This window comes from Aeromonas sp. S19(2024) (assembly GCF_041402625.1).
GTDB classification, from domain to species: domain Bacteria; phylum Pseudomonadota; class Gammaproteobacteria; order Enterobacterales; family Aeromonadaceae; genus Aeromonas; species Aeromonas caviae.
The window spans coordinates 691,368-710,441 of the sequence record NZ_JBGLQU010000001.1; the positions used below are offsets into that span (position 1 = coordinate 691,368).

Here is a 19,074-nt window from a genome sequence, read left to right on the forward strand (position 1 = left end):
GTTTGACCTTATTCAGACTGCTCTTCTCCGAACCAACAGATATTGCGAGCAGCCATAATGAGCTCACCAGCCTTCTCGGCGGTCAACTCTTCGATGTCGGCAAGGTCATCGATACCTTGCTCTGCCAAATCTTCCAAGGTGCCGACACCGCGAGCGGCCAGGGCATAGGCCATTTCACGGCCGAGGCCGGAGAGATTGAGCAGTTCTTCGGAAGGCTCGACGCCTTCAAAGGATTCTTCTTTGGCCAGGGCCTTGGTGGTCAGGGCATCCTTGGCACGCTTGCGCAGCTCTTCGACCATGTCTTCATCCAGACCGTCGATGGCCAGCAGCTCGTTGACCGGGACGAAGGCGATCTCTTCCAGGGTGGAGAAGCCCTCTTCCATCAGCAGGCCGGCGAAATCGTCGTCGATGTCGAGGGTGCTGGTGAACAGCGTCAGGATGCGGTCGTTCTCGGCCTGGTGCTTGGCACGCATGTCCTCGACGGTCATCACGTTCAGTTCCCAACCGGTCAGCTGGGAGGCCAGACGCACGTTCTGACCGTTGCGGCCGATGGCCTGGGCCAGGTTGGCGGCTTCCACGGCGATGTCCATGGTGTGGTTGTCTTCATCGACGATGATGGAGGCCACATCGGCTGGCGCCATGGCGTTGATCACGTATTGGGCCGGGTTGTCATCGTACAGCACGATGTCGGCACGCTCACCGCTCAGCTCGGCGGAGACGGCCTGAACGCGGGCACCACGCATGCCGATACAGGCACCGATCGGGTCGATACGACGATCGTTGGTCTTCACCGCGATCTTGGCGCGGGAACCCGGATCACGGGCGGCGCCCATGATTTCGATCATCTCTTCGCCGATTTCCGGCACTTCGATGCGGAACAGCTCTTTCAGAAAGTCCGGGCTGGAGCGGCTGACGAACAGCTGGGAACCACGGGCTTCCGGACGCACGGCGTAGAGCAGGCCACGGATACGGTCGCCGGGACGGAAGGTCTCACGGGGCAGCATGTCGTCACGGAAGATCACGGCTTCGGCATTGCTGCCCAGATCCAGGATCACGTTGTCGCGGTTGCTCTTCTTGACCACGCCGCTGATGATGGTGCCTTCCTTGTCCTTGAACTGGTCAACGACTTGGGAACGCTCGGCCTCGCGCACTTTCTGCACGATGACCTGTTTGGCGGTCTGGGTGGTGATACGGTCGAAGGTCACAGAGTCAATCTGGTCTTCAACATAGTCGCCGATCTGGATATCCGGCTGCTCGATCTGAGCGGCTTCGAGAGTGATTTCCCCGTACGGGTTCTCCATGGAAGCCTGATCGGCCACCACGACCCAACGGCGATAGGTGTCATAGTCACCGGTCTTGCGATCGATCTCGACACGCACTTCAATCTCGCCTTCGTATTTTTTCTTGGTCGCAGTCGCCAGCGCAGTCTCCAGAGCCTGGAAAATCTTCTCGCGGGGGACAGCCTTCTCGTTGGACACAGCGTCAACGACCAGCAAAATCTCTTTATTCATATCCGATAGCCTCGTTAACCAAAGTTCGGCACTATGTTCGCTTTTTGGATATTGGTGAAAGCCAACACCTCGTCCTTACCATCTACCGTCAGAGTGATCATGTCCCCCTGCACGGCTTTGATTACGCCTTTGAACTTGCGGCGGTTGTTTGTTGCCATCCGAAGCGTTACCGCCGCCTCCTGGCCAACGTATTTTTCGAACTGGGCGACCTTGAACAGTGGACGATCCAGACCCGGGGAAGACACCTCAAGGTAGTACTCCTCGGTGATGGGATCTTCGACATCCATGATGGCGCCGACCTGGCGGCTCACCTCGGCACAGTCTTCCACCGTCACGCCTTGCTCCGAGTCGATGAAAACGCGCAAGGTCGAGTGCTTACCCGCACGGATAAACTCGATACCCCACAGTTCAAAACCCAAGGCAACGACCGGAGCCTCGAGCAGATCGGTCAAACGTTGTTCCAACGTAGCCAAAGTCACCCTCCGAAAAACGAAAAAAGGGCATATAGCCCAGATAGAAATAGATTCAGAGTAAATTGCACATAACAAAAAGCCCCGATGTCAAATCGGGGCTTGGCGCTTTACCCTGATTGTCGCCTCGCAGCGACCGCCTTCCTGAGCGTAGGAAATGCGTGAAATTTGGTTGCGGGGGCCGGATTTGAACCGACGACCTTCGGGTTATGAGCCCGACGAGCTACCATGCTGCTCCACCCCGCGTCCGAAATCGTGCGAGATTATAGCCACTTCACTCTCGTGAGACAAGACTCTGCGGCTATAACATCCCGGTTACCCGGGTTCACTGCTTAATTGGTGCCGTGGGCGGGACTCGAACCCGCACACCCTAGAGCACTACCCCCTCAAGATAGCGTGTCTACCAATTCCACCACCACGGCAAAACTCTTATTCGGGAACGTCAGTATCTTTCTTCACTGGCGCTTTGCTCTGCTCAACTTGTTGAGTCTGTTGCAGATTTTCCCATTCACTACCCTGCTTGACCTTGTTGCTGGACATGGAACCCAGAACCAGACTAATCAAGAAAAACAAAGTAGCCAAAATCGCTGTTGTGCGGGTCAGGAAGCTGCCTGAACCACCGGAGCCGAACACTGTATTCGATGCCCCTGCGCCGAAGGAGGCGCCCATATCAGCCCCTTTACCTTGCTGAATCATCACCAGACCAATCAGAGCCAGCGATACCAGCAGATAAACGACCAAAAGAATCTCGTACATTTAACTTGCACCCTTTGCCGCTTCAACTATTCCTAAAAACGCCTCGCCATCAAGACTTGCCCTGCCTATCAGACCGCCATCAATATCGGGCTGCGCAAACAAATCTTGTGCATTGGCCGGTGTCACGCTCCCACCATAGATGATTCTGACTTTCTCACCTATTACCGGAGTATCCTCCGCCAAGCGACTGCGAATAAAGGAATGAACCTCTTGTGCCTGCTCGGGTGTGGCGCATTTACCTGTACCTACAGCCCAGATTGGCTCGTAGGCGATGATAGCATTATCGAAAGCCATCGCGCCATTTTTCTCTATGACGATGTCCAGTTCCTCGGCAATCACCTCAAAGGTTCTTCTTGCCTGCCTCGCCGCGCCTGACTCACCCAGACAAAGTATGGGTATCAGACCTGCTGCTCGGACTGCCGCAAACTTCTCTGCGACGATAAAACTGGTCTCACCAAAGAGACGCCTGCGCTCGGAGTGGCCAACAAGTACATATCGGCAACCTGCCTCGACCAGCATCTCACACGAGATTTCACCCGTATAAGCGCCCTGTCTGTGCTGGCTCACGTTCTGAGCCCCCAGCTTCACTCTTCCCTGCTCACCGAGCAGTTCGGCCGTGAAACCGAGATGCACATGGGATGGACACAAGACCACATCTACGTCTTCATCAATGCGCTCTGTGCACTGACTCGTAAACTGCTCTAACTGCGACCTACTACCGTGTAACTTCCAGTTGGCTGCTACAAACGGCTTGCGATGTCCCATCGGCAACTCCCTTGCGAAAGCGGGGCTGATAATATCCAGAGGATGCTCAGCTGACAAGTGCTATTTTCAAATTTTCGAATCGTTTGAACAAGATACAACCAAGGCGACTAAAAAGCCGCCTTGGTTGTTCATTAAAACGCCGACTCGACCTGTTTGGCGATGCGCTCTGCCATATCGCGCACCTGCTGTTCGTGTTCACCTTCGACCATGACCCGGATCAGGGGCTCGGTGCCAGATTTGCGCAGCAGCACCCGGCCACGGCCGGCCAGTTCCTGCTCCACTGCCGCCACTTCCTGCTGAACGACACTTGAGGTCAGCGGATCCTTGCCTTCGGCGAAGCGCACATTGACCAGCACTTGCGGGAACTTGCTCATGCCCGAACGCAATTTGGCCAGCGGCATCTCGGCACTGCGCATGGCCGTCAGCACCTGCAGGGCGGCGACGATACCATCCCCCGTGGTGGTCTGATCCAGGCAGATGATATGACCGGAGTTTTCGCCCCCGATGCGCCAGCCCTTCTCGTTCATCATCTCAAGCACGTAGCGGTCACCCACCTTGGCACGGGCAAAGGGGATGCCCAGGGTCTGAAGCGCCAGCTCCAGTCCCATGTTGGCCATCAGGGTGCCCACAACACCGCCCTTGAGGCGGCCATGGCGCAGGGCATCCCGGGCGATGATGTAGAGGATCTCATCCCCGTCGATGATGTAACCTGTGCTGTCCACCATCACCAGACGGTCGCCGTCACCATCGAAAGCGACGCCGAGATCTGCCTTGCATTCCTGGACCTTGGCGGCCAGCGCCTCCGGTGCGGTGGAACCGACGCCGTCATTGATGTTGAGCCCATCCGGGCTGCAGCCGATGGCGATGACTTCGGCACCCAGCTCGCGGAAGACGGAAGGGGCGATGTGGTAGGTGGCACCATGACCGCAATCCACCACCATTTTCAGCCCTTCCAGGCTCAGATTGGAGGGGAAGGTGCTCTTGCAGAATTCGATGTAGCGACCAGCCGCATCATCGATGCGCTGCGCCTTGCCAAGCTCCGCGGACTCCACGCACTTGAGTTCGTTGTCGAGCTCGGCTTCGATGGCCAGCTCGACATCATCGGGCAGCTTGGTGCCGTCGGCGGAGAAGAACTTGATGCCGTTGTCGTAATAGGGGTTGTGGGATGCACTGATGACGATGCCGGCTTCGGCACGGAAGGTGCGAGTCAGGTAGGCAACCGCCGGGGTGGGCATGGGTCCCATCAGTATGGCTTTGAGACCGGCGGCGGAGAGCCCCGCCTCCAGTGCTGACTCCAGCATGTAACCGGAGATACGGGTATCCTTGCCGATCAGCACCTTCTTGGTCCCTTTCTTGGAGAGCACCTTGCCGGCGGCCCAGCCCAGTTTCATGACGAAATCCGGGGTGATCGGGTATTCACCCACCTTGCCGCGCACGCCGTCGGTGCCGAAGTACTTTCTGGTCATTGTCTGTTTCTCGTTTTTCTATTTGGATATGAAATCTTGTCCCGTCATGGTCATCCAGCCTGTACGCAAGACATCCATGGTGGCCCGCACGTCGTGCACCCGGATGATCCTGGCACCATGTTGCAACCCGATCAGGGCACAGGCCAGACTACCAGCCAACCGCTCGGCTACCGGGCGGTCAAGCAGGTTGCCTATCATAGACTTTCGTGACATGCCCACCAAGAGCGGAAGTTGGTAATCGAGCAGTGACGCCTGCTGGGCCAGCAGCTGATAGTTGTGCGCCAGCGTCTTGCCAAAGCCATAGCCTGGATCCAGTACCAGATGCTCACGCGGGATACCGGCCTCCAGACAAGCGGCAATCCGCTCGTCGAAGAAGCCCCTCACCTCCCCCAGCAAATCGTCGTAGTGGGGTTCGGCCTGCATGGTTCTGGGCTGTCCCTGCATGTGCATCAGGCACACGGGGACGTCAGCCTCTGCCGCGGCGGCCAGGGCACCGGGCTCTTGCAGGGCGCGGACATCATTGATGAGGTGACCACCTGCAGCACAACCCTCCCGCATGACAATCGCCTTGGAGGTATCGAGGGAGATCATCACATCCAGCTCGGCGACCATGCGCTCCACCACGGGGATGACCCTGTCCAGCTCCTCCTGCTCGCTCACGTCGGGGGCGCCCGGGCGGGTCGACTCGCCACCTATATCGATAAGGGTGGCCCCATCGGCCACCATGTCGCGGGCATGACCCAACGCCAGATCGATCTGCTTGAAGCGGCCACCATCTGAAAAGGAGTCCGGCGTCACATTGAGAATGCCCATGACATGGGGACGGTCGAGAGAAAGGGGACGTCCCTTGCTGATTAACTGCATTGCTTCAACTACCTCCAACAAGAGCGGCAAACTCTTCGTGCAAAGAAAAACCCCGGGCAAGCCCGGGGTTTGTATCATGACAACTTATTTGGCCGGGACATCGTTCGCCTTGTCGATGTCACTCAGAGGTGCACTGCCCTCTTCAGTCGGCGCCTTGGCCTCCGGCCCGTTGTTCACGCTGGCACCACCTTGCGGGGTGTCACCATGCTCATCATGCCAGTTGCTGGGAGCACGGACCTCGCGACGCGCCATCAGATCATCGATCTGCTTGGCATCGATGGTCTCGTACTTCATCAATGCATCTTTCATGGTGTGCAGCACATCCATGTTGTCCAGCAGGATCTGCTTGGCACGATCGTAGTTGCGATCGATGACCTGCTTGACCTCGGCATCGATGATGCGGGCGGTATCGTCAGACATGTGCTTGGCCTTGGCCATGCTGCGGCCGAGGAAGACTTCACCATCCTCTTCTGCGTAGAGCATGGGGCCGAGACGCTCGGACATGCCCCACTGGGTGACCATCTTGCGGGCGATGTCGGTGGCACGTTCGATGTCGTTGGATGCACCGGTCGATACCTTCTCGGCACCGTAGATCAACTCTTCCGCCAGACGACCGCCATACAGGCTGGAGATCATGGACTCCAGATGCTGCTTGGAGTGGCTCCAGCGATCCTGCTCCGGCAAGTACATGGTCACACCCAGCGCACGGCCGCGCGGAATGATGGAGACCTTGTAGACAGGGTCATGATCCGGCACCACGCGACCAATGATGGCGTGACCCGCTTCATGATAGGCCGTCATCTCCTTCTCGGACTCTTTCATCACCATGGAGCGACGTTCCGCCCCCATCATGATCTTGTCCTTCGCCTTTTCGAACTCCAGCATGGAGACCACTCGGCGGCTCTCGCGAGCAGAGAAGAGGGCAGCCTCGTTCACCAGGTTGGCCAGATCGGCACCGGAGAAACCAGGGGTACCACGGGCAATCAGCGCCGGATTGACGTCATCCGCCAGCGGTACCTTGCGCATGTGCACTTTCAGGATCTGCTCACGACCGCGAACATCCGGCAAGCCGACCACGACCTGGCGGTCGAAACGACCTGGACGCAGCAGAGCAGGATCCAGTACGTCGGGACGGTTGGTGGCGGCGATGACGATGATGCCTTCATTGCCTTCAAAACCATCCATTTCAACCAGCATCTGGTTCAGGGTCTGCTCACGTTCGTCGTGACCACCACCCAGACCGGCGCCACGCTGGCGACCGACCGCATCGATCTCATCAATGAAGATGATGCAGGGGGAGGATTTCTTGGCCTGTTCGAACATGTCACGCACACGGGAGGCACCGACACCCACGAACATTTCCACGAAGTCCGAACCTGAAATGGTGAAGAACGGCACCTTGGCCTCGCCTGCAATGGCTTTGGCCAGCAGGGTCTTACCGGTACCGGGAGGACCTACCAACAGGACGCCGGTCGGGATCTTGCCACCCAGCTTCTGGAATTTGGTCGGGTCACGCAGATAGTCGACCAGCTCCTTGACCTCTTCCTTTGCCTCGTCACAACCGGCTACGTCGGCGAAGGTAGTCTTGATCTGATCTTCGCTCATCAGGCGAGCCTTGCTCTTGCCGAACGACATGGCACCCTTGCCGCCGCCGCCCTGCATCTGACGCATGAAGAAGACCCAGACACCGATCAGCAACAGCATCGGGAACCAGGAGATGAAGATGGACGTGATCAGGGACGGTTCTTCCGGCTTCTCACCCATCACTTTGACGTTATGGTTGAGCATGTCGTTGAGCAGTTGGGGATCCGGCGCAGGAATGATGGTGGTGAAACGTTCACCGGTGCGCTTGACGCCATTGATGACCTTGCCATCCATCCGCACTTCACGGATCTGCTCCTGGGTCACTTCTTTCACGAAGCTGGAATAGTCCAGCTGGCGACTGGTGGTATCGCTGGGGCTGAAGCTATTGAACACCGACATCAGCACGACGGCGATGACCAGCCACAGGATTAGGTTTTTCGCCATGTCACTCAAATCAATGACCTCGCAGACTGACAGTTAACGATGAGGGTTAGGGTACTACAGTTTAAAACCGGTAGCCACAATGTAGACTTCTCGTGAACGAGCACGGGACGAGTCTGGTTTTCGAATCTTGACGACAGAGAAAAGTCTACGTATTTCATTGAGATAGGCATCAAACCCTTCCCCCTGGAACACCTTGACTACAAAACTGCCATTACTGCTCAGGACCTGATTGCACATGTCCAGCGCCAGTTCCACCAGGTACATGGCACGGGCTTGATCCACCTGCTGGGTACCGCTCATGTTGGGCGCCATGTCGGACATGACGACATCCACCTTCTCGGGGCCGACTCGCTCCAGCAAGGCGCCGAGTACAGTTTCCTCCCGAAAGTCCCCTTGCAGGAAATCGACACCGGCAATGGAATCCATCGGCAAAATATCACACGCAATGACGCGCCCCTTGTCACCGACCTGGTCGATGGCAAATTGGGACCAGCCGCCGGGAGCAGCCCCCAGGTCCACTACCGTCATCCCCGGCTTGAGCAGCCGGTCTTTGCCCTGGATCTCGTCGATCTTGAAAACGGCGCGAGAGCGCAGTCCCAACTTCTGGGCTTTCTTGACGTATTGGTCGTCGAAATGTTCTTTTAACCAGCGGGTTGAACTGGGGGAACGTTTTTTCTGGGTCATGATTGTCGACTTTAAAAAACCACAAGGGTTATTAGTATTAAGGGCTAAGTGGGGGTAGAATACGCCCCTTTCAACCCTGACTTATGAAGAAATTGCCATGATTCTCAACAATAAACAGAAACAGTACCTCAAGGGCCTGGCCCACAGTCTGAAGCCGGTCGTCCTGCTGGGACAACACGGTCTGACCGAAGGGGTGCTGGCCGAGATCGATCTGGCGCTGAACCACCACGAGCTGATCAAGGTTAAGGTTGCGTCTGAAGATCGTGAGATGAAACAGCTGGTGATGGATGCCATCGTTCGCGAGACCGGCGCCATCAAGGTACAGAGTATGGGCCATGTACTGACCATCTACCGTCAGGCCAAAGAGCCCAAGATCCAGTTGCCGCGCAAGTAACAGGAAAGAGCATTCGCTCTTTCCTTCATTTCCCTTCTTCCCAAGTCGCTTGCCAAAATAGTTGCCAGGCCCTTAACCTGCGATGAATAGCCGTGGACACCCACTATGGACAAGCATCAGCTCCTCACCGATGAAGAACTGGCCATGCTGCGGGACCTGGGAAACGATGAAGACATTGCCACCAGCCAATACCTGCGCGGCACCCTGCCCCTTCCTCTCCAAAGCCTGTTGCAGCGAGCCAAGCCTCTGACACTCGAAGCCCGCATCGCCGGCTACCAATTGCGTTTCCCGCTCCACTGCACCCAGGCAGAGGAGGGCCACGCCGAGCTGCGCATCGCCGCACCGACCATTACCGAGCTGGGTTCGCCCCATCTGCGCGCCTGGCGACTCGACGAAAAGGCCGTGCTCTGCACCGAAGACGCGGAGTACGAGGTATACAGCCTCTCCCTTGGCGGTCTCATCGTGGCCGGCTTGCCGGACTCCTTTGCCAAGGGAGATCCACTTGGCGGATACCTTCGCATCGAGGATCTCCCTCCCTTGGCCATGACAGGCACCCTCGTCAGGCACGTGGATGCCAATCAACATCACCATGACTGGGCCGTCCAGTTCCGGCTGGGCAAGGAGGATCAGGAACAATTGCGGGACTGGCTCTTCCAGCGCCACCAGGACGCCTTCGTCCAGGCCTATCAGGGTGACTAAAGACAACAGGGGAGCCCGGCTCCCCTGTCTCTTTCCCCGACGTTCAGTCAGAGATAGGCAACTTCCAGGATCTCGTACTCCACATCGCCACCCGGCGTCTTGACGATGGCAACGTCATCCACTTCCTTGCCGATCAGGGCGCGGGCAATGGGGGAGTTCACGGAAATCATGTTCTGCTTGATGTCCGCCTCGTCGTCTCCCACGATGCGGTAGATCACTTCCTCTTCCGTTTCACTTTTGAGCAGGGTCACGGTTGCGCCGAAGATGACACGGCCATTGTTGGCAATCTTGGTGACATCGATAATCTGGGCATTGGAGAGCTTGCCTTCGATTTCCTGAATGCGGCCTTCACAGAAACCCTGTTGCTCGCGGGCGGCATGGTATTCGGCATTTTCTTTCAGATCGCCATGTTCACGGGCATCAGCAATCGCTTCGATAATCTGGGGACGCAGCTCGGTCTTGAGATAATCGAGCTCTTGACGCAGCTTTTCAGCGCCGCGAACAGTCATCGGAGTATGATTCATAGTCGAAACCTGGGTTGCTTTATAAAGAGAAGCTGCGGCAATCAAAAGAGAGCCGCAGCTGTCGGTTCGGATGGGGCATCTTAATATGAAGCCGCCACAAAATCCATGTCAGCCCCTGCGAGCGGGATCCCGCTTTGGGCCAGCGTTACTTGGATTCCGAGACGCCAAGCGGAGCCGACACCGTCGGTTTGCCCTGCATGATGGCGATCTCGACACGTCGGTTCATGCGCCGATTCTCCGGGCTGTTGTTGGGCACCAGCGGCTGGGAATCCGCCATCCCTTGCACCACCAGACGATTGCCGTCAAAACCGGGCACCTTGATCATCTGGTGGGCAACCGCCACCGCCCGCTGGGATGAAAGCTCCCAGTTGGACTGGAACAACTCGTCCTCGGTGGCCACATTGTCGGTGTGGCCGGAGACGGTGATCTCCCCCGGCACATCCTTGAGCAGCGCAGCCACCTTGCGGATCACCGGCCAGAACTGGGGTTGCAGGAAGGCGGATCCCGCCGGGAACGCCGCTTTCTCGCGAATGCGAATGATGATCTGCTGACCCAGCGCCTCTATCTCGATGGCCCCATCCTGGATCTGGGCCTGCATCTGCTCCGCCAGAGCCTTGGCCAGGGTGTTGGACTGTTCCTGCGCCTTCTGGGCCTCCTGGGCTGTATCGCCACCGCTCTGCTGGCCTTCGGTCTTGTCATGTCCACCCGCCTTGTCCGCATCCCCAGGCTGGAAATCCAGCTCGGTCTGGGTCATGTCGATGGTCTGCTGCATGATGGTGTCAATAGGCGTCGGCTCGGGGCGACCAGGACGAAACTCCTGGGCGATGACGGAGGTTCCCTTGGGAATATCCTTGACCTCCAGGATGTTCTGCACCCCGAACGCCTTCTCCATGGAACCGGCGATCTGCTTGAACTTCTGCACATCCATCTCGGCAAAGGAGAGCAAGAGCACGAAGAAGCACATCAGCAGGGACATGAGATCCGCGAAGGTTCCCATGTAACCGGGCAATCCGGGAGGCGGGCACTTGCACTTTGCCATCTGCGCGCTCCTATTCGGTCCCGTTGTTGCGTTTGGACTGATTCAGGTAGTTCTGCAACATGGCCTGGATCACCCTCGGGTTCTGTCCATCCTGGATCCCCATGATGGCGTCGAGGATCAGGGTGCGACTCAACTGTTCCTCGCCACTGCGCAGTTCCAGCTTGTCCGCGATGGGGATGGCAATCATGTTGGCCTCGATTGCGCCATACAGGGTCGTCAGCAAGGCCACCGCCATGGCCGGACCGATGGATTTGGGGTCGCTCATGTTGGCCAGCATGGCCACCAACCCCACCAGGGTACCGATCATGCCCATGGCCGGACCGAGATCCCCCAGGGAGCGGAACACCTTGATGGCCGTGGCGTGACGCTCGGACGTCAGTTCGATGTCCTTCTCCATCACCGCACGCACCACGTCGGCATCATGGCCGTCCACCAGCATGTCGATGCCCTTCTTCATGAAGGTATTGGGGATCTCCGCCGCCTCCAGAGCCAGAAAGCCCCCCTTGCGGGCCGCATCCGCCAGTTCCACCGCCTTGGTGATGAGATCGTCGAGCTTGTCCCCCTTGTACATGAAGGCCTTGCCCGCGACCTTGAAGGCCATCAGAAACTGACCGAGGTTGAATTTCATCATGCAGATGAACACGGACCCCAGTATGGTGATGTAGACCGATGGCATGTCCACATACATGCTCATGGGGCCGCCCAGCAACATGCCGTACACCACGACCCCGAACCCCAGCACTAAGCCTATCAGACTCCCTAAATCCACATCCCTACTCCTGTCGCCGAACGTGCCGTCTCATTATATTGCGTTGAATTTTCTGCTATTGCGTCCCCGGCAGCAAGCCCGGCACACCGCAATCGCCGATCGGCAATGCGTGGTTGCATGCCCGTTCTTATCGGCCAGGGTCAGGATAGTTTGAGGACGCCGCGTTTTTCTGCCTCCCCCCTGTGGCCGGTCGATGTTAAGATGAGCCGTTTTTTTCAATCCCCGAGGATGGACATGGCCAGTAAAAAAATCGACCGTCTGAGTTTTGATGCCACCCTGGAAGAGCTGGAAACCATAGTGCATCAACTCGAACAGGGCTCGCTCCCCCTCGAGGAGGCACTCAAACAATTCGAACAGGGCATCCATCTGGTGCGTGCCGGCCAGCAGAAGCTGGAACAGGCCGAACAGAAGATCCAGATCCTCCTGACCCAGGCCGATGGCAGCGAGCAAGCGGTCCCCTTTCGAGCAGAACAAGGAGAGGAGTGAGTGACCCTGGACGATTTCTCCCGCCTGCATCGGCGCCGCATCGACGATTGCCTCTCGGCACAGCTTGACGCCCTGCCCGCCATGGCGCCACGTCTGCGGGACGCGATGAAATACGGCCTGCTGCTCGGTGGAAAACGGGTGCGCCCCTTCCTGGTCTATGCCGTCGGCGAGATGCTGGGCGTCAAGAGCGAACTGCTGGATGGCCCCGCCGCCGCCGTGGAGTGCATTCACGCATACTCCCTCCTGCACGACGACCTGCCCGCCATGGACGACGACGACCTGCGTCGTGGTCAGCCCACCGTACACAAGGCCTTCGATGAAGGCACAGCCATCCTGGCGGGCGATGCCCTGCAGACCCTGGCGTTTTCCATTCTGGCCGACCACCCCATGCCCGATACATTGATGGCCAACCGGGTGCGGATGCTGAGTGCCCTGGCCCGCGCGTCCGGCTATCTCGGCATGTGCGGCGGTCAGGCACTGGATCTGGACGCCGAAGGGCGCCGGATCAGCCTCGCCGAGCTGGAGCAGGTGCACCGCCACAAGACCGGGGCCCTCATCGAGTGCGCCGTGACCCTCGGCGCCCTGTGCAAGGCTGACGTGGAACCCGCCACCCTCACCGCCCTGCAAACCTTTGCCGCCGCCATCGGACTCGCCTTCCAGGTGCAGGACGACATCCTCGACATCACGGGCGATACCGCCACCCTGGGCAAGCCGCAAGGCTCGGATCTGGCGCTGGAAAAGAGTACCTATCCGGCCCTGCTCGGACTCGACAATGCCCGTGAGCTGGCTCGCGAACTGCATGACAAGGCCTTAACAGCCCTGCAATCCTTGCCCTACAATACCGACATTCTGGAAGCGTTTGCCGATTACATCATCGAGCGAACCCACTAAACGCTGGATAACAGTAACAATATGAGCGTTGATATTAGCGATTTCCCCAACCTGGCCCTCGCAGACACGCCGGTCGATTTGCGATCCCTCCCCTTCGAGCGGCTGCCCGTGGTGTGCAACGAGCTGCGCGAGTATCTGCTGCGCTCGGTGAGCCGCTCCAGCGGCCACTTCGCCTCCGGCCTTGGCACCGTCGAGCTGACGGTCGCCCTGCACTATGTCTACAACACCCCCTTCGATCGACTGGTGTGGGACGTGGGCCACCAGGCCTACCCCCACAAGATCCTGACCGGACGACGGGAGCGCATTCACACCATTCGCCAGAAAGATGGCCTGCACCCCTTCCCCTGGCGGGAAGAGAGCGAGTACGACGTGCTCAGCGTGGGCCACTCCAGCACCTCCATCGGGGCAGCGCTCGGCATGGCGGTGGCGGCCGAGAGCGAAGGGCTTGGCCGCAAGGTGGTCGCGGTCATCGGTGATGGCGCCATCACCGCCGGCATGGCCTTCGAGGCCCTCAATCACGCCGGCGACGTCCACAAGGACATGCTGGTGGTGCTCAACGACAACGAGATGTCCATCTCCGAGAACGTGGGGGCCCTGAACAATCACCTCGCCAGGCTGATGTCCGGCAAGCTCTACACCACCATTCGCGAGGGGGGCAAGAAGGTGCTGGCGGGGCTGCCGCCGGTCAAGGAGCTCGCCAAGCGGGCCGAGGAGCACCTCAAGGGCATGGTGGTACCGGGCACCCTGTTCGAGGAGTTCGGCTTCAACTACATCGGCCCCATCGACGGTCACGACATCCATGCCCTGGTCGAAACCCTGCGCAACATGCGCAATCTCAAGGGTCCCCAGCTGCTGCACGTCAAGACCAAGAAGGGCAAGGGCTACGAGCCGGCGGAAAAAGATCCCATTGGCTATCACGCCGTCCCCAAATTCAACCCGGATGACTGTGCCCTGCCCAAGAGCGCCGGTGGCAAACCCACCTTCTCCGCCATCTTCGGTCAGTGGCTGTGCGACATCGCCGCCAAGGACGAGCGCGTGGTCGGCATCACCCCCGCCATGCGCGAAGGCTCCGGTCTGGTGAAATTCAGCCAGCAATATCCGGATCGCTACTTCGACGTGGCCATCGCCGAGCAACATGCGGTCACCTTCGCCGCCGGTCTCGCCATCGCCGACCAGAAACCCGTGGTCGCCATCTATTCGAGCTTCCTGCAACGGGCCTATGACCAGCTGATCCACGACGTGGCGCTGCAGAACCTGCCGGTGCTGTTCGCCATCGACCGGGCCGGTCTGGTGGGGGCCGACGGCCCGACCCATCAGGGGGCGTTCGACATCAGCTTCCTGCGCACCGTACCCAACATGGTGGTGATGACCCCGTCCGACGAGAACGAGTGCCGCCAGATGCTCTACACCGGCTATCTGTGCAACGGGCCAGCGGCGGTGCGCTACCCCCGTGGCAGCGGCACCGGTATCCAGGCCGAGAGCGAGATGCAGGCCCTGCACCTCGGCAAGGGACGTGTCGTTCGCGAGGGCAAGGGGACCGCCATCCTGGCGTTCGGCACCCTGCTGCAACAGGCCAGAGCAGCCGCCGAGGCGCTGGATGCCACCCTGGTGGACATGCGCTTCGTCAAACCCATGGACGAGGCGCTGGTGCTCTCCCTGGCCGCCTCCCACGATCAGTTCGTCACCCTTGAGGACAACGCCATCATGGGCGGTGCAGGCTCTGCGGTGAACGAGCTGCTGATGGGCTGCAAGCAGTGCAAACCGGTGCTCAACCTCGGCCTGCCGGACCGCTTCATCGAGCAGGGCACCCAGGATGAGATCTACGCCCTGCTGGGGCTGGACAGCGTGGGCATTCAGACCCGTATCGAGAGCTGGCTGCAGGCCTGACAAGGTTATCGCAAGCAATAAAAAAGGGCGCCTGATGGCGCCCTTTTTTATTATTCACTGTGCCAGACCAAACCTGCTCACGCCCTGTCGCGAGAAGGCCGTCAACAAGGTTACAAACCGCTCAGGAACCGAGACATACATGAGCACTCCTTGGTTCCACATAAGCGAGCAGCACTTGAACCTTGATCACGGCCTCGCAGCCAGTTCGTGGAGAGGTTTATCAGCCCTTGTAGATCTTCGGGTTGAACACATCCCGCAGCCAGTCACCCAGCAGGTTGATCACCAGCACCAGCACCACCAGGCAGAGGCCCGGGAAGGCGGTGATCCACCAGGATCCGGAGAAGATGTAGTTGAAGCCCACGCTGATGAGCGACCCCAGGGACGGTTGATCAACCGGCATCCCCAGACCCAGGAAGGAGAGGGCCGCCTCGCTCATGATGGCGTTCGCCACCTGCACGGTGGAGATGACCAGGATGGGTGACAGGCAGTTCGGCAGAATGTGGCGGAACATGATGCGCGGGGCGCGGAACCCCATCACCTGAGCCGCTTCCACATACTCCTTCTTCTTCTCCGCCAGCACGGAGGCGCGCACCGTCCGGGCATACTGGGGCCACTCGGCGATACCGATGATCACCACCAGCATCAGGATGGCGAACTTCGAGTAGAACTCGGAGCCAAAGGTCGCCTGGAAGATGGCGGAGATGATAATCGCCACCATCATGGTGGAGAACGACAGCTGCACGTCGGCAAAGCGCATCAGCAGGTTGTCGATGCGACCACCAAAGTAACCGGCCATCAGACCGATGACGATACCGAGCACCAGTTGCAGCCCCACCGCGAATAGACCAATGGTCAGCGAGATGCGGGCGCCATAGAGGATGGTGCTCCAGATGTCGCGTCCCTGGTTGTCGGTCCCGAGCCAGAAGCGGGCCTCGCCCCCTTCCAGCCAGGAGGGGGGCAGCTCCGCATCCATCAGATCGAAGCTGGTCTGGTCATAGACGTTGTGCGGTGCGATCCAGGGTGCCAGCAGAGCCGCCAGCACGAAGACCACAAACACCGCAAAGCTGAACATGGCTACCTTGTCCCGCAGGAAGTAGTAGACGATGTCGGAATTTTTGAAGCGTGCCCAACGACTCGGGCTCGCAGTCACTGCGTTACTCATGTGCTTACCCCTTGGCGGTCAGGTTGACGGTCGGGTTGATCAACCCGTAGAGCAGGTCGACCAGGGTATTGGTCACCACGAAAATGAGGCCGACGAAGATGACGTAGGCGGTGATCAGCGGCGTATCGACCCGGTGGATCGCCTCAAGGAACAGGAAGCCGGTCCCCGGCCACTGGAACACGCTCTCGGTCAGGATGGTGTAGGCCACCATAGTCCCGATCTGCACACCGCCCACCGTGATGACCGGCAGCATGGTGTTCTTCAGGGCGTGCTGGTAGTAGACCTTGTTGTTGTCCAGCCCCTTGGCACGGGCAAACTTGACGTACTCGGAGGAGAGCTGCTCCAGCATCTCCGAGCGCACCAGCCGGATGAACAGCGGCAGCATGATGGAGGAGAGGGAGACAGCTGGCAGCACCAGGTGCAGGATACCGTCCCAGGTGAAGAAGCCCGACTCCCAGCCCAGCAGGTTGTAAGTCTCGCCACGGCCATAGGCCGGCAGCCAGCCCAGCTGGATGGAGAAGAGGTACATCAGCATGATGGCGGTCAGGAAGACCGGGATCGAGATGCCGATGCTGCTCACCGCCATGATGAGCTTGGTCAGGAAACTGCGCGGTCTTATCGCCGAATAAACCCCCAGCGGAATGGAGACCACGACGATGATAAGCGCGGCGGCAAACACCAGCTCAAGGGTAGCCACCAGCTTGTCGAGGATAACCTCGAGGGCTGGTCGCTTGAAGAAATAGGAAGTGCCCAGATCCCCGTGTACCGCGTTCTTCAAGAAGCGGCTGTATTTCACGAGGAAGGGATCATTGAGTCCCATCTTGTCGCGCAGCTCCTGGCGCACGGACTCGGAGACGGATTGTCCCACCAGCTCGCGCAGCGGATCCCCCAGGTTGTCCTGGATGGAGAAGGCGACCAGGCTGATGACGAACATCACTATCACGGCCTGATAGAACCGTTTCAGCAGGAATGTAAACATGCTTGTCCTTCTACGTGGCCTGTGTCTTGGCACAGGCTTCTGTTAATGGCGGGGCAACCATGGGTGCCCCGCCGGGTCCTTCCTTAAACGCTTCGCTTACTTGTTGACCACCAGGTCACCCAGATAAGGGAAGTTCATCACGTTGACCACCGGCTTGATGTCGACGTTCTTCTTGGCACCGTAGGCCAGGTCTTCCCAGTGCAGCGGCACATAGGCAGCGTCGTCGATCAGCATGGCTTCCACCTTCTGCAGGATGGCGGCACGCTTGGCAGGATCGGTCTCGGTGTTGGCTTCCATCACCATCTTGTCAGCTTCTGCGTTGGCATAACCGCCGCAGTTGTACTGACCCATGCCGGTCTTGGCATCCTTGGTGAAGGTCAGGAACTCGAAGAAGTTCGCACTGTCTTCGGTGTCGGAGTGCCAGCCGATCAGCTGCATGTCAGCGGCGCACTTGTCAAACTCCGGCCAGTACTGGGCCACCGGCATGGTCTTCAGATCCACCTTGATGTTGATCTTGGACAGCATGGCGGAGACGGCCTGGGCAATCTTGACGTCGTTGACGTAGCGGGCAGCCGGGGAGATGAAGCTCATCTTGAAGCCCTTCTCGTAACCGGCTTCCTTCATCAGCTCCTTGGCCTTGGCCAGATCATACTGGGGCTTGAGCGCCTCGTTGTAGCCTGCGTAGCCTTTCGGGCTCAGCTGGCCGGCCGGGGTACCGAAGCCCTTGTTGATCTTGTCGACGATGCCCACCTGGTTGATGGCGTAGTTGATCGCCTGACGCACGCGCTTGTCTTTCAGCGCCGGGTTGGTGTTCTGGTTCAGCTCGATGATGATGGCACGGGTACCGGACAGGGTGACCAGCTGGGAATCCTTGCCGTTCTTCACGCGCTCCAGATCGTTCGGGGCAACCGGGTAGATCATGTCCACGTCGCCGCCCAGCAGGGCTGCAACACGGGTGGCGTCTTCCTTGATCGGTACCACGGTCAGGTTTTCGACGTTGCCCTTGGAGGCCTTGTCCCAGTAGTTGGCGTTGCGCACGTATTCCAGCTTCACGCCCTGCTCGCGGAACTTGACGCTGAACGGACCGGTACCGGAGACATTGGTGGAGGCGAAGGAGTCACCGTTCTTCACGATCTCGGCCTTGTCCTTGCCCGCCTCGGTCTTGCCGCTATAGAACTTGGAGTCCATCGGGAAGATGTAGGTGACGGTCTGCAGCACCAGCGGGAACGGCTTGGCGGTGACGAGATCCACGGTGAAATCATCCACCTTCTTGGCTTCGGCGATGGGGTCGAAGATCGCCTTGAAGTCCGGGGAGGCCTTCAGACGGTTGACGGTCCATACCACGTCATCGGCGGTGAAGTCGTTGCCGGAGTGGAACTTCACACCCTTGCGCAGGTGGAAACGGACGGTCTTGTCGTCGATGCGCTCATACTTCTCGGCCAGACGCGGCTCGAACTGCAGATCCTGGGTGTAACGCATCAGGGGGTCGAACACCAGGTGAGACATCTCCAGGGTCTGACCGGAGAGCTGCTCCTGCGGGTCCAGAGAGGTGGCGTCGGACGCGACGGCGACCTTGATGTCGGCAGCAGAAACGTTGAACGCGAGACCAGCGGCGAACAGCGCCATGGCGATCTTGGATAATCCTTTCTTCATGTCTTTCTCCATGCTTTTGGCTTTTTATTGACAGACAAACCGGCGAA

Annotated in this window: 19 protein-coding genes and 2 tRNA genes; 5 read left to right on the top strand and 16 right to left on the bottom strand. The window is 58.9% G+C overall.

The window, feature by feature from the left end:
- Window positions 1-8 precede the first annotated feature (8 nt).
- The 10 genes from nusA to rlmE all read right to left on the bottom strand — a co-directional run bounded on the left by nusA (window position 9) and on the right by rlmE (window position 8,544).
- On the bottom strand, window positions 9-1,511 hold the full coding sequence (gene nusA, locus ACB037_RS03315; protein WP_039040286.1) for a transcription termination factor NusA: 1,503 nt from the start codon (window positions 1,509-1,511) through the stop codon (window positions 9-11).
- 14 nt (window positions 1,512-1,525) lie between these two features.
- A complete protein-coding gene (gene rimP / locus ACB037_RS03320; RefSeq protein ID WP_010675370.1) occupies window positions 1,526-1,984 on the bottom strand; it encodes a ribosome maturation factor RimP in 459 nt (152 codons plus the stop codon).
- Window positions 1,985-2,150: 166 nt separating this feature from the next.
- Window positions 2,151-2,227: transfer RNA gene (locus ACB037_RS03325), tRNA-Met, on the bottom strand.
- 91 nt (window positions 2,228-2,318) lie between these two features.
- Window positions 2,319-2,403, bottom strand: a tRNA-Leu gene (locus ACB037_RS03330).
- Between the two features lie 7 nt (window positions 2,404-2,410).
- The gene (secG, locus tag ACB037_RS03335; RefSeq protein WP_010633113.1) at window positions 2,411-2,737 is read right to left on the bottom strand and encodes a preprotein translocase subunit SecG; all 327 of its coding nucleotides are present in this window, start codon (window positions 2,735-2,737) and stop codon (window positions 2,411-2,413) included.
- A complete protein-coding gene (gene tpiA, locus ACB037_RS03340; protein ID WP_104452435.1) occupies window positions 2,738-3,502 on the bottom strand; it encodes a triose-phosphate isomerase in 765 nt (254 codons plus the stop codon).
- 131 nt (window positions 3,503-3,633) lie between these two features.
- Window positions 3,634-4,968: a phosphoglucosamine mutase gene (gene glmM, locus ACB037_RS03345; RefSeq protein ID WP_010675372.1), complete on the bottom strand. Its 1,335-nt coding sequence runs from the start codon at window positions 4,966-4,968 to the stop codon at window positions 3,634-3,636.
- 18 nt (window positions 4,969-4,986) lie between these two features.
- Window positions 4,987-5,832, bottom strand: a complete 846-nt coding sequence (folP, locus tag ACB037_RS03350; protein WP_045525797.1) for a dihydropteroate synthase — start codon at window positions 5,830-5,832, stop codon at window positions 4,987-4,989.
- Window positions 5,833-5,916: 84 nt separating this feature from the next.
- Entirely contained in the window at window positions 5,917-7,869 is a 1,953-nt protein-coding gene (gene ftsH / locus ACB037_RS03355) for an ATP-dependent zinc metalloprotease FtsH (protein ID WP_039040290.1), read from the bottom strand.
- A 45-nt stretch (window positions 7,870-7,914) separates the two neighbouring features.
- Window positions 7,915-8,544, bottom strand: coding sequence for a 23S rRNA (uridine(2552)-2'-O)-methyltransferase RlmE (gene rlmE / locus ACB037_RS03360; RefSeq protein ID WP_045525795.1), 630 nt, complete (start codon window positions 8,542-8,544; stop codon window positions 7,915-7,917).
- Between the two features lie 97 nt (window positions 8,545-8,641).
- Here rlmE and yhbY point away from each other — a divergent pair, with 97 nt between their 5' ends.
- Window positions 8,642-8,938: a ribosome assembly RNA-binding protein YhbY gene (gene yhbY / locus ACB037_RS03365; protein WP_010675376.1), complete on the top strand. Its 297-nt coding sequence runs from the start codon at window positions 8,642-8,644 to the stop codon at window positions 8,936-8,938.
- A gap of 105 nt (window positions 8,939-9,043) precedes the next feature.
- Complete coding sequence (locus ACB037_RS03370) at window positions 9,044-9,637, top strand: PilZ domain-containing protein (protein WP_045525793.1); 594 nt, start codon at window positions 9,044-9,046, stop codon at window positions 9,635-9,637.
- Window positions 9,638-9,684: 47 nt separating this feature from the next.
- Here the strand turns inward: ACB037_RS03370 and greA are convergent, their stop codons facing one another.
- The 3 genes from greA to pomA all read right to left on the bottom strand — a co-directional run bounded on the left by greA (window position 9,685) and on the right by pomA (window position 11,969).
- Window positions 9,685-10,161 carry a transcription elongation factor GreA gene (gene greA, locus ACB037_RS03375; protein WP_045525791.1) on the bottom strand — a complete coding sequence of 159 codons (477 nt, stop codon included), beginning with the start codon at window positions 10,159-10,161 and terminating at the stop codon, window positions 9,685-9,687.
- Between the two features lie 145 nt (window positions 10,162-10,306).
- Window positions 10,307-11,200: a flagellar motor protein MotB gene (locus tag ACB037_RS03380; protein ID WP_042878323.1), complete on the bottom strand. Its 894-nt coding sequence runs from the start codon at window positions 11,198-11,200 to the stop codon at window positions 10,307-10,309.
- A gap of 10 nt (window positions 11,201-11,210) precedes the next feature.
- Window positions 11,211-11,969: a flagellar motor protein PomA gene (gene pomA, locus ACB037_RS03385; RefSeq protein ID WP_029314770.1), complete on the bottom strand. Its 759-nt coding sequence runs from the start codon at window positions 11,967-11,969 to the stop codon at window positions 11,211-11,213.
- 234 nt (window positions 11,970-12,203) lie between these two features.
- Here pomA and xseB point away from each other — a divergent pair, with 234 nt between their 5' ends.
- The 3 genes from xseB to dxs are packed head-to-tail and all read left to right on the top strand — an operon-like array spanning window position 12,204 to window position 15,233.
- A complete protein-coding gene (gene xseB, locus ACB037_RS03390; protein WP_010675381.1) occupies window positions 12,204-12,455 on the top strand; it encodes an exodeoxyribonuclease VII small subunit in 252 nt (83 codons plus the stop codon).
- A complete protein-coding gene (gene ispA, locus ACB037_RS03395; protein WP_039040295.1) occupies window positions 12,456-13,346 on the top strand; it encodes a (2E,6E)-farnesyl diphosphate synthase in 891 nt (296 codons plus the stop codon). It abuts the gene before it with no gap.
- Between the two features lie 21 nt (window positions 13,347-13,367).
- Window positions 13,368-15,233 (top strand): 1-deoxy-D-xylulose-5-phosphate synthase, encoded by a 1,866-nt coding sequence (gene dxs, locus ACB037_RS03400; protein ID WP_045525788.1) that lies wholly within the window; start codon window positions 13,368-13,370, stop codon window positions 15,231-15,233.
- 220 nt (window positions 15,234-15,453) lie between these two features.
- On the opposite strand, the gene ACB037_RS03405 is transcribed toward dxs, so the two are convergent.
- The 3 genes from ACB037_RS03405 to ACB037_RS03415 form a co-directional block, all read right to left on the bottom strand.
- Window positions 15,454-16,395 (bottom strand): ABC transporter permease, encoded by a 942-nt coding sequence (locus ACB037_RS03405; RefSeq protein WP_043153239.1) that lies wholly within the window; start codon window positions 16,393-16,395, stop codon window positions 15,454-15,456.
- Between the two features lie 4 nt (window positions 16,396-16,399).
- Entirely contained in the window at window positions 16,400-17,374 is a 975-nt protein-coding gene (locus ACB037_RS03410) for an ABC transporter permease (protein ID WP_010675385.1), read from the bottom strand.
- Between the two features lie 96 nt (window positions 17,375-17,470).
- Entirely contained in the window at window positions 17,471-19,027 is a 1,557-nt protein-coding gene (locus tag ACB037_RS03415) for an ABC transporter substrate-binding protein (protein WP_010675386.1), read from the bottom strand.
- Between the last annotated feature and the right edge of the window lie 47 nt (window positions 19,028-19,074).

Excerpts from the sequence above, each read along its gene's own strand:
- nusA (WP_039040286.1), bottom strand. The coding sequence starts at position 1,511 with ATGAATAAAGAGATTTTGCTGGTCGTTGACGCTGTGTCCAACGAGAAG.
- secG (WP_010633113.1), bottom strand. The coding sequence starts at position 2,737 with ATGTACGAGATTCTTTTGGTCGTTTATCTGCTGGTATCGCTGGCTCTG.
- tpiA (WP_104452435.1), bottom strand. The coding sequence starts at position 3,502 with ATGGGACATCGCAAGCCGTTTGTAGCAGCCAACTGGAAGTTACACGGT.
- glmM (WP_010675372.1), bottom strand. The coding sequence starts at position 4,968 with ATGACCAGAAAGTACTTCGGCACCGACGGCGTGCGCGGCAAGGTGGGT.
- folP (WP_045525797.1), bottom strand. The coding sequence starts at position 5,832 with ATGCAGTTAATCAGCAAGGGACGTCCCCTTTCTCTCGACCGTCCCCAT.
- rlmE (WP_045525795.1), bottom strand. The coding sequence starts at position 8,544 with ATGACCCAGAAAAAACGTTCCCCCAGTTCAACCCGCTGGTTAAAAGAA.
- yhbY (WP_010675376.1), top strand. The coding sequence starts at position 8,642 with ATGATTCTCAACAATAAACAGAAACAGTACCTCAAGGGCCTGGCCCAC.
- ACB037_RS03370 (WP_045525793.1), top strand. The coding sequence starts at position 9,044 with ATGGACAAGCATCAGCTCCTCACCGATGAAGAACTGGCCATGCTGCGG.
- greA (WP_045525791.1), bottom strand. The coding sequence starts at position 10,161 with ATGAATCATACTCCGATGACTGTTCGCGGCGCTGAAAAGCTGCGTCAA.
- ACB037_RS03380 (WP_042878323.1), bottom strand. The coding sequence starts at position 11,200 with ATGGCAAAGTGCAAGTGCCCGCCTCCCGGATTGCCCGGTTACATGGGA.
- xseB (WP_010675381.1), top strand. The coding sequence starts at position 12,204 with ATGGCCAGTAAAAAAATCGACCGTCTGAGTTTTGATGCCACCCTGGAA.
- dxs (WP_045525788.1), top strand. The coding sequence starts at position 13,368 with ATGAGCGTTGATATTAGCGATTTCCCCAACCTGGCCCTCGCAGACACG.
- ACB037_RS03405 (WP_043153239.1), bottom strand. The coding sequence starts at position 16,395 with ATGAGTAACGCAGTGACTGCGAGCCCGAGTCGTTGGGCACGCTTCAAA.
- ACB037_RS03410 (WP_010675385.1), bottom strand. The coding sequence starts at position 17,374 with ATGTTTACATTCCTGCTGAAACGGTTCTATCAGGCCGTGATAGTGATG.
- ACB037_RS03415 (WP_010675386.1), bottom strand. The coding sequence starts at position 19,027 with ATGAAGAAAGGATTATCCAAGATCGCCATGGCGCTGTTCGCCGCTGGT.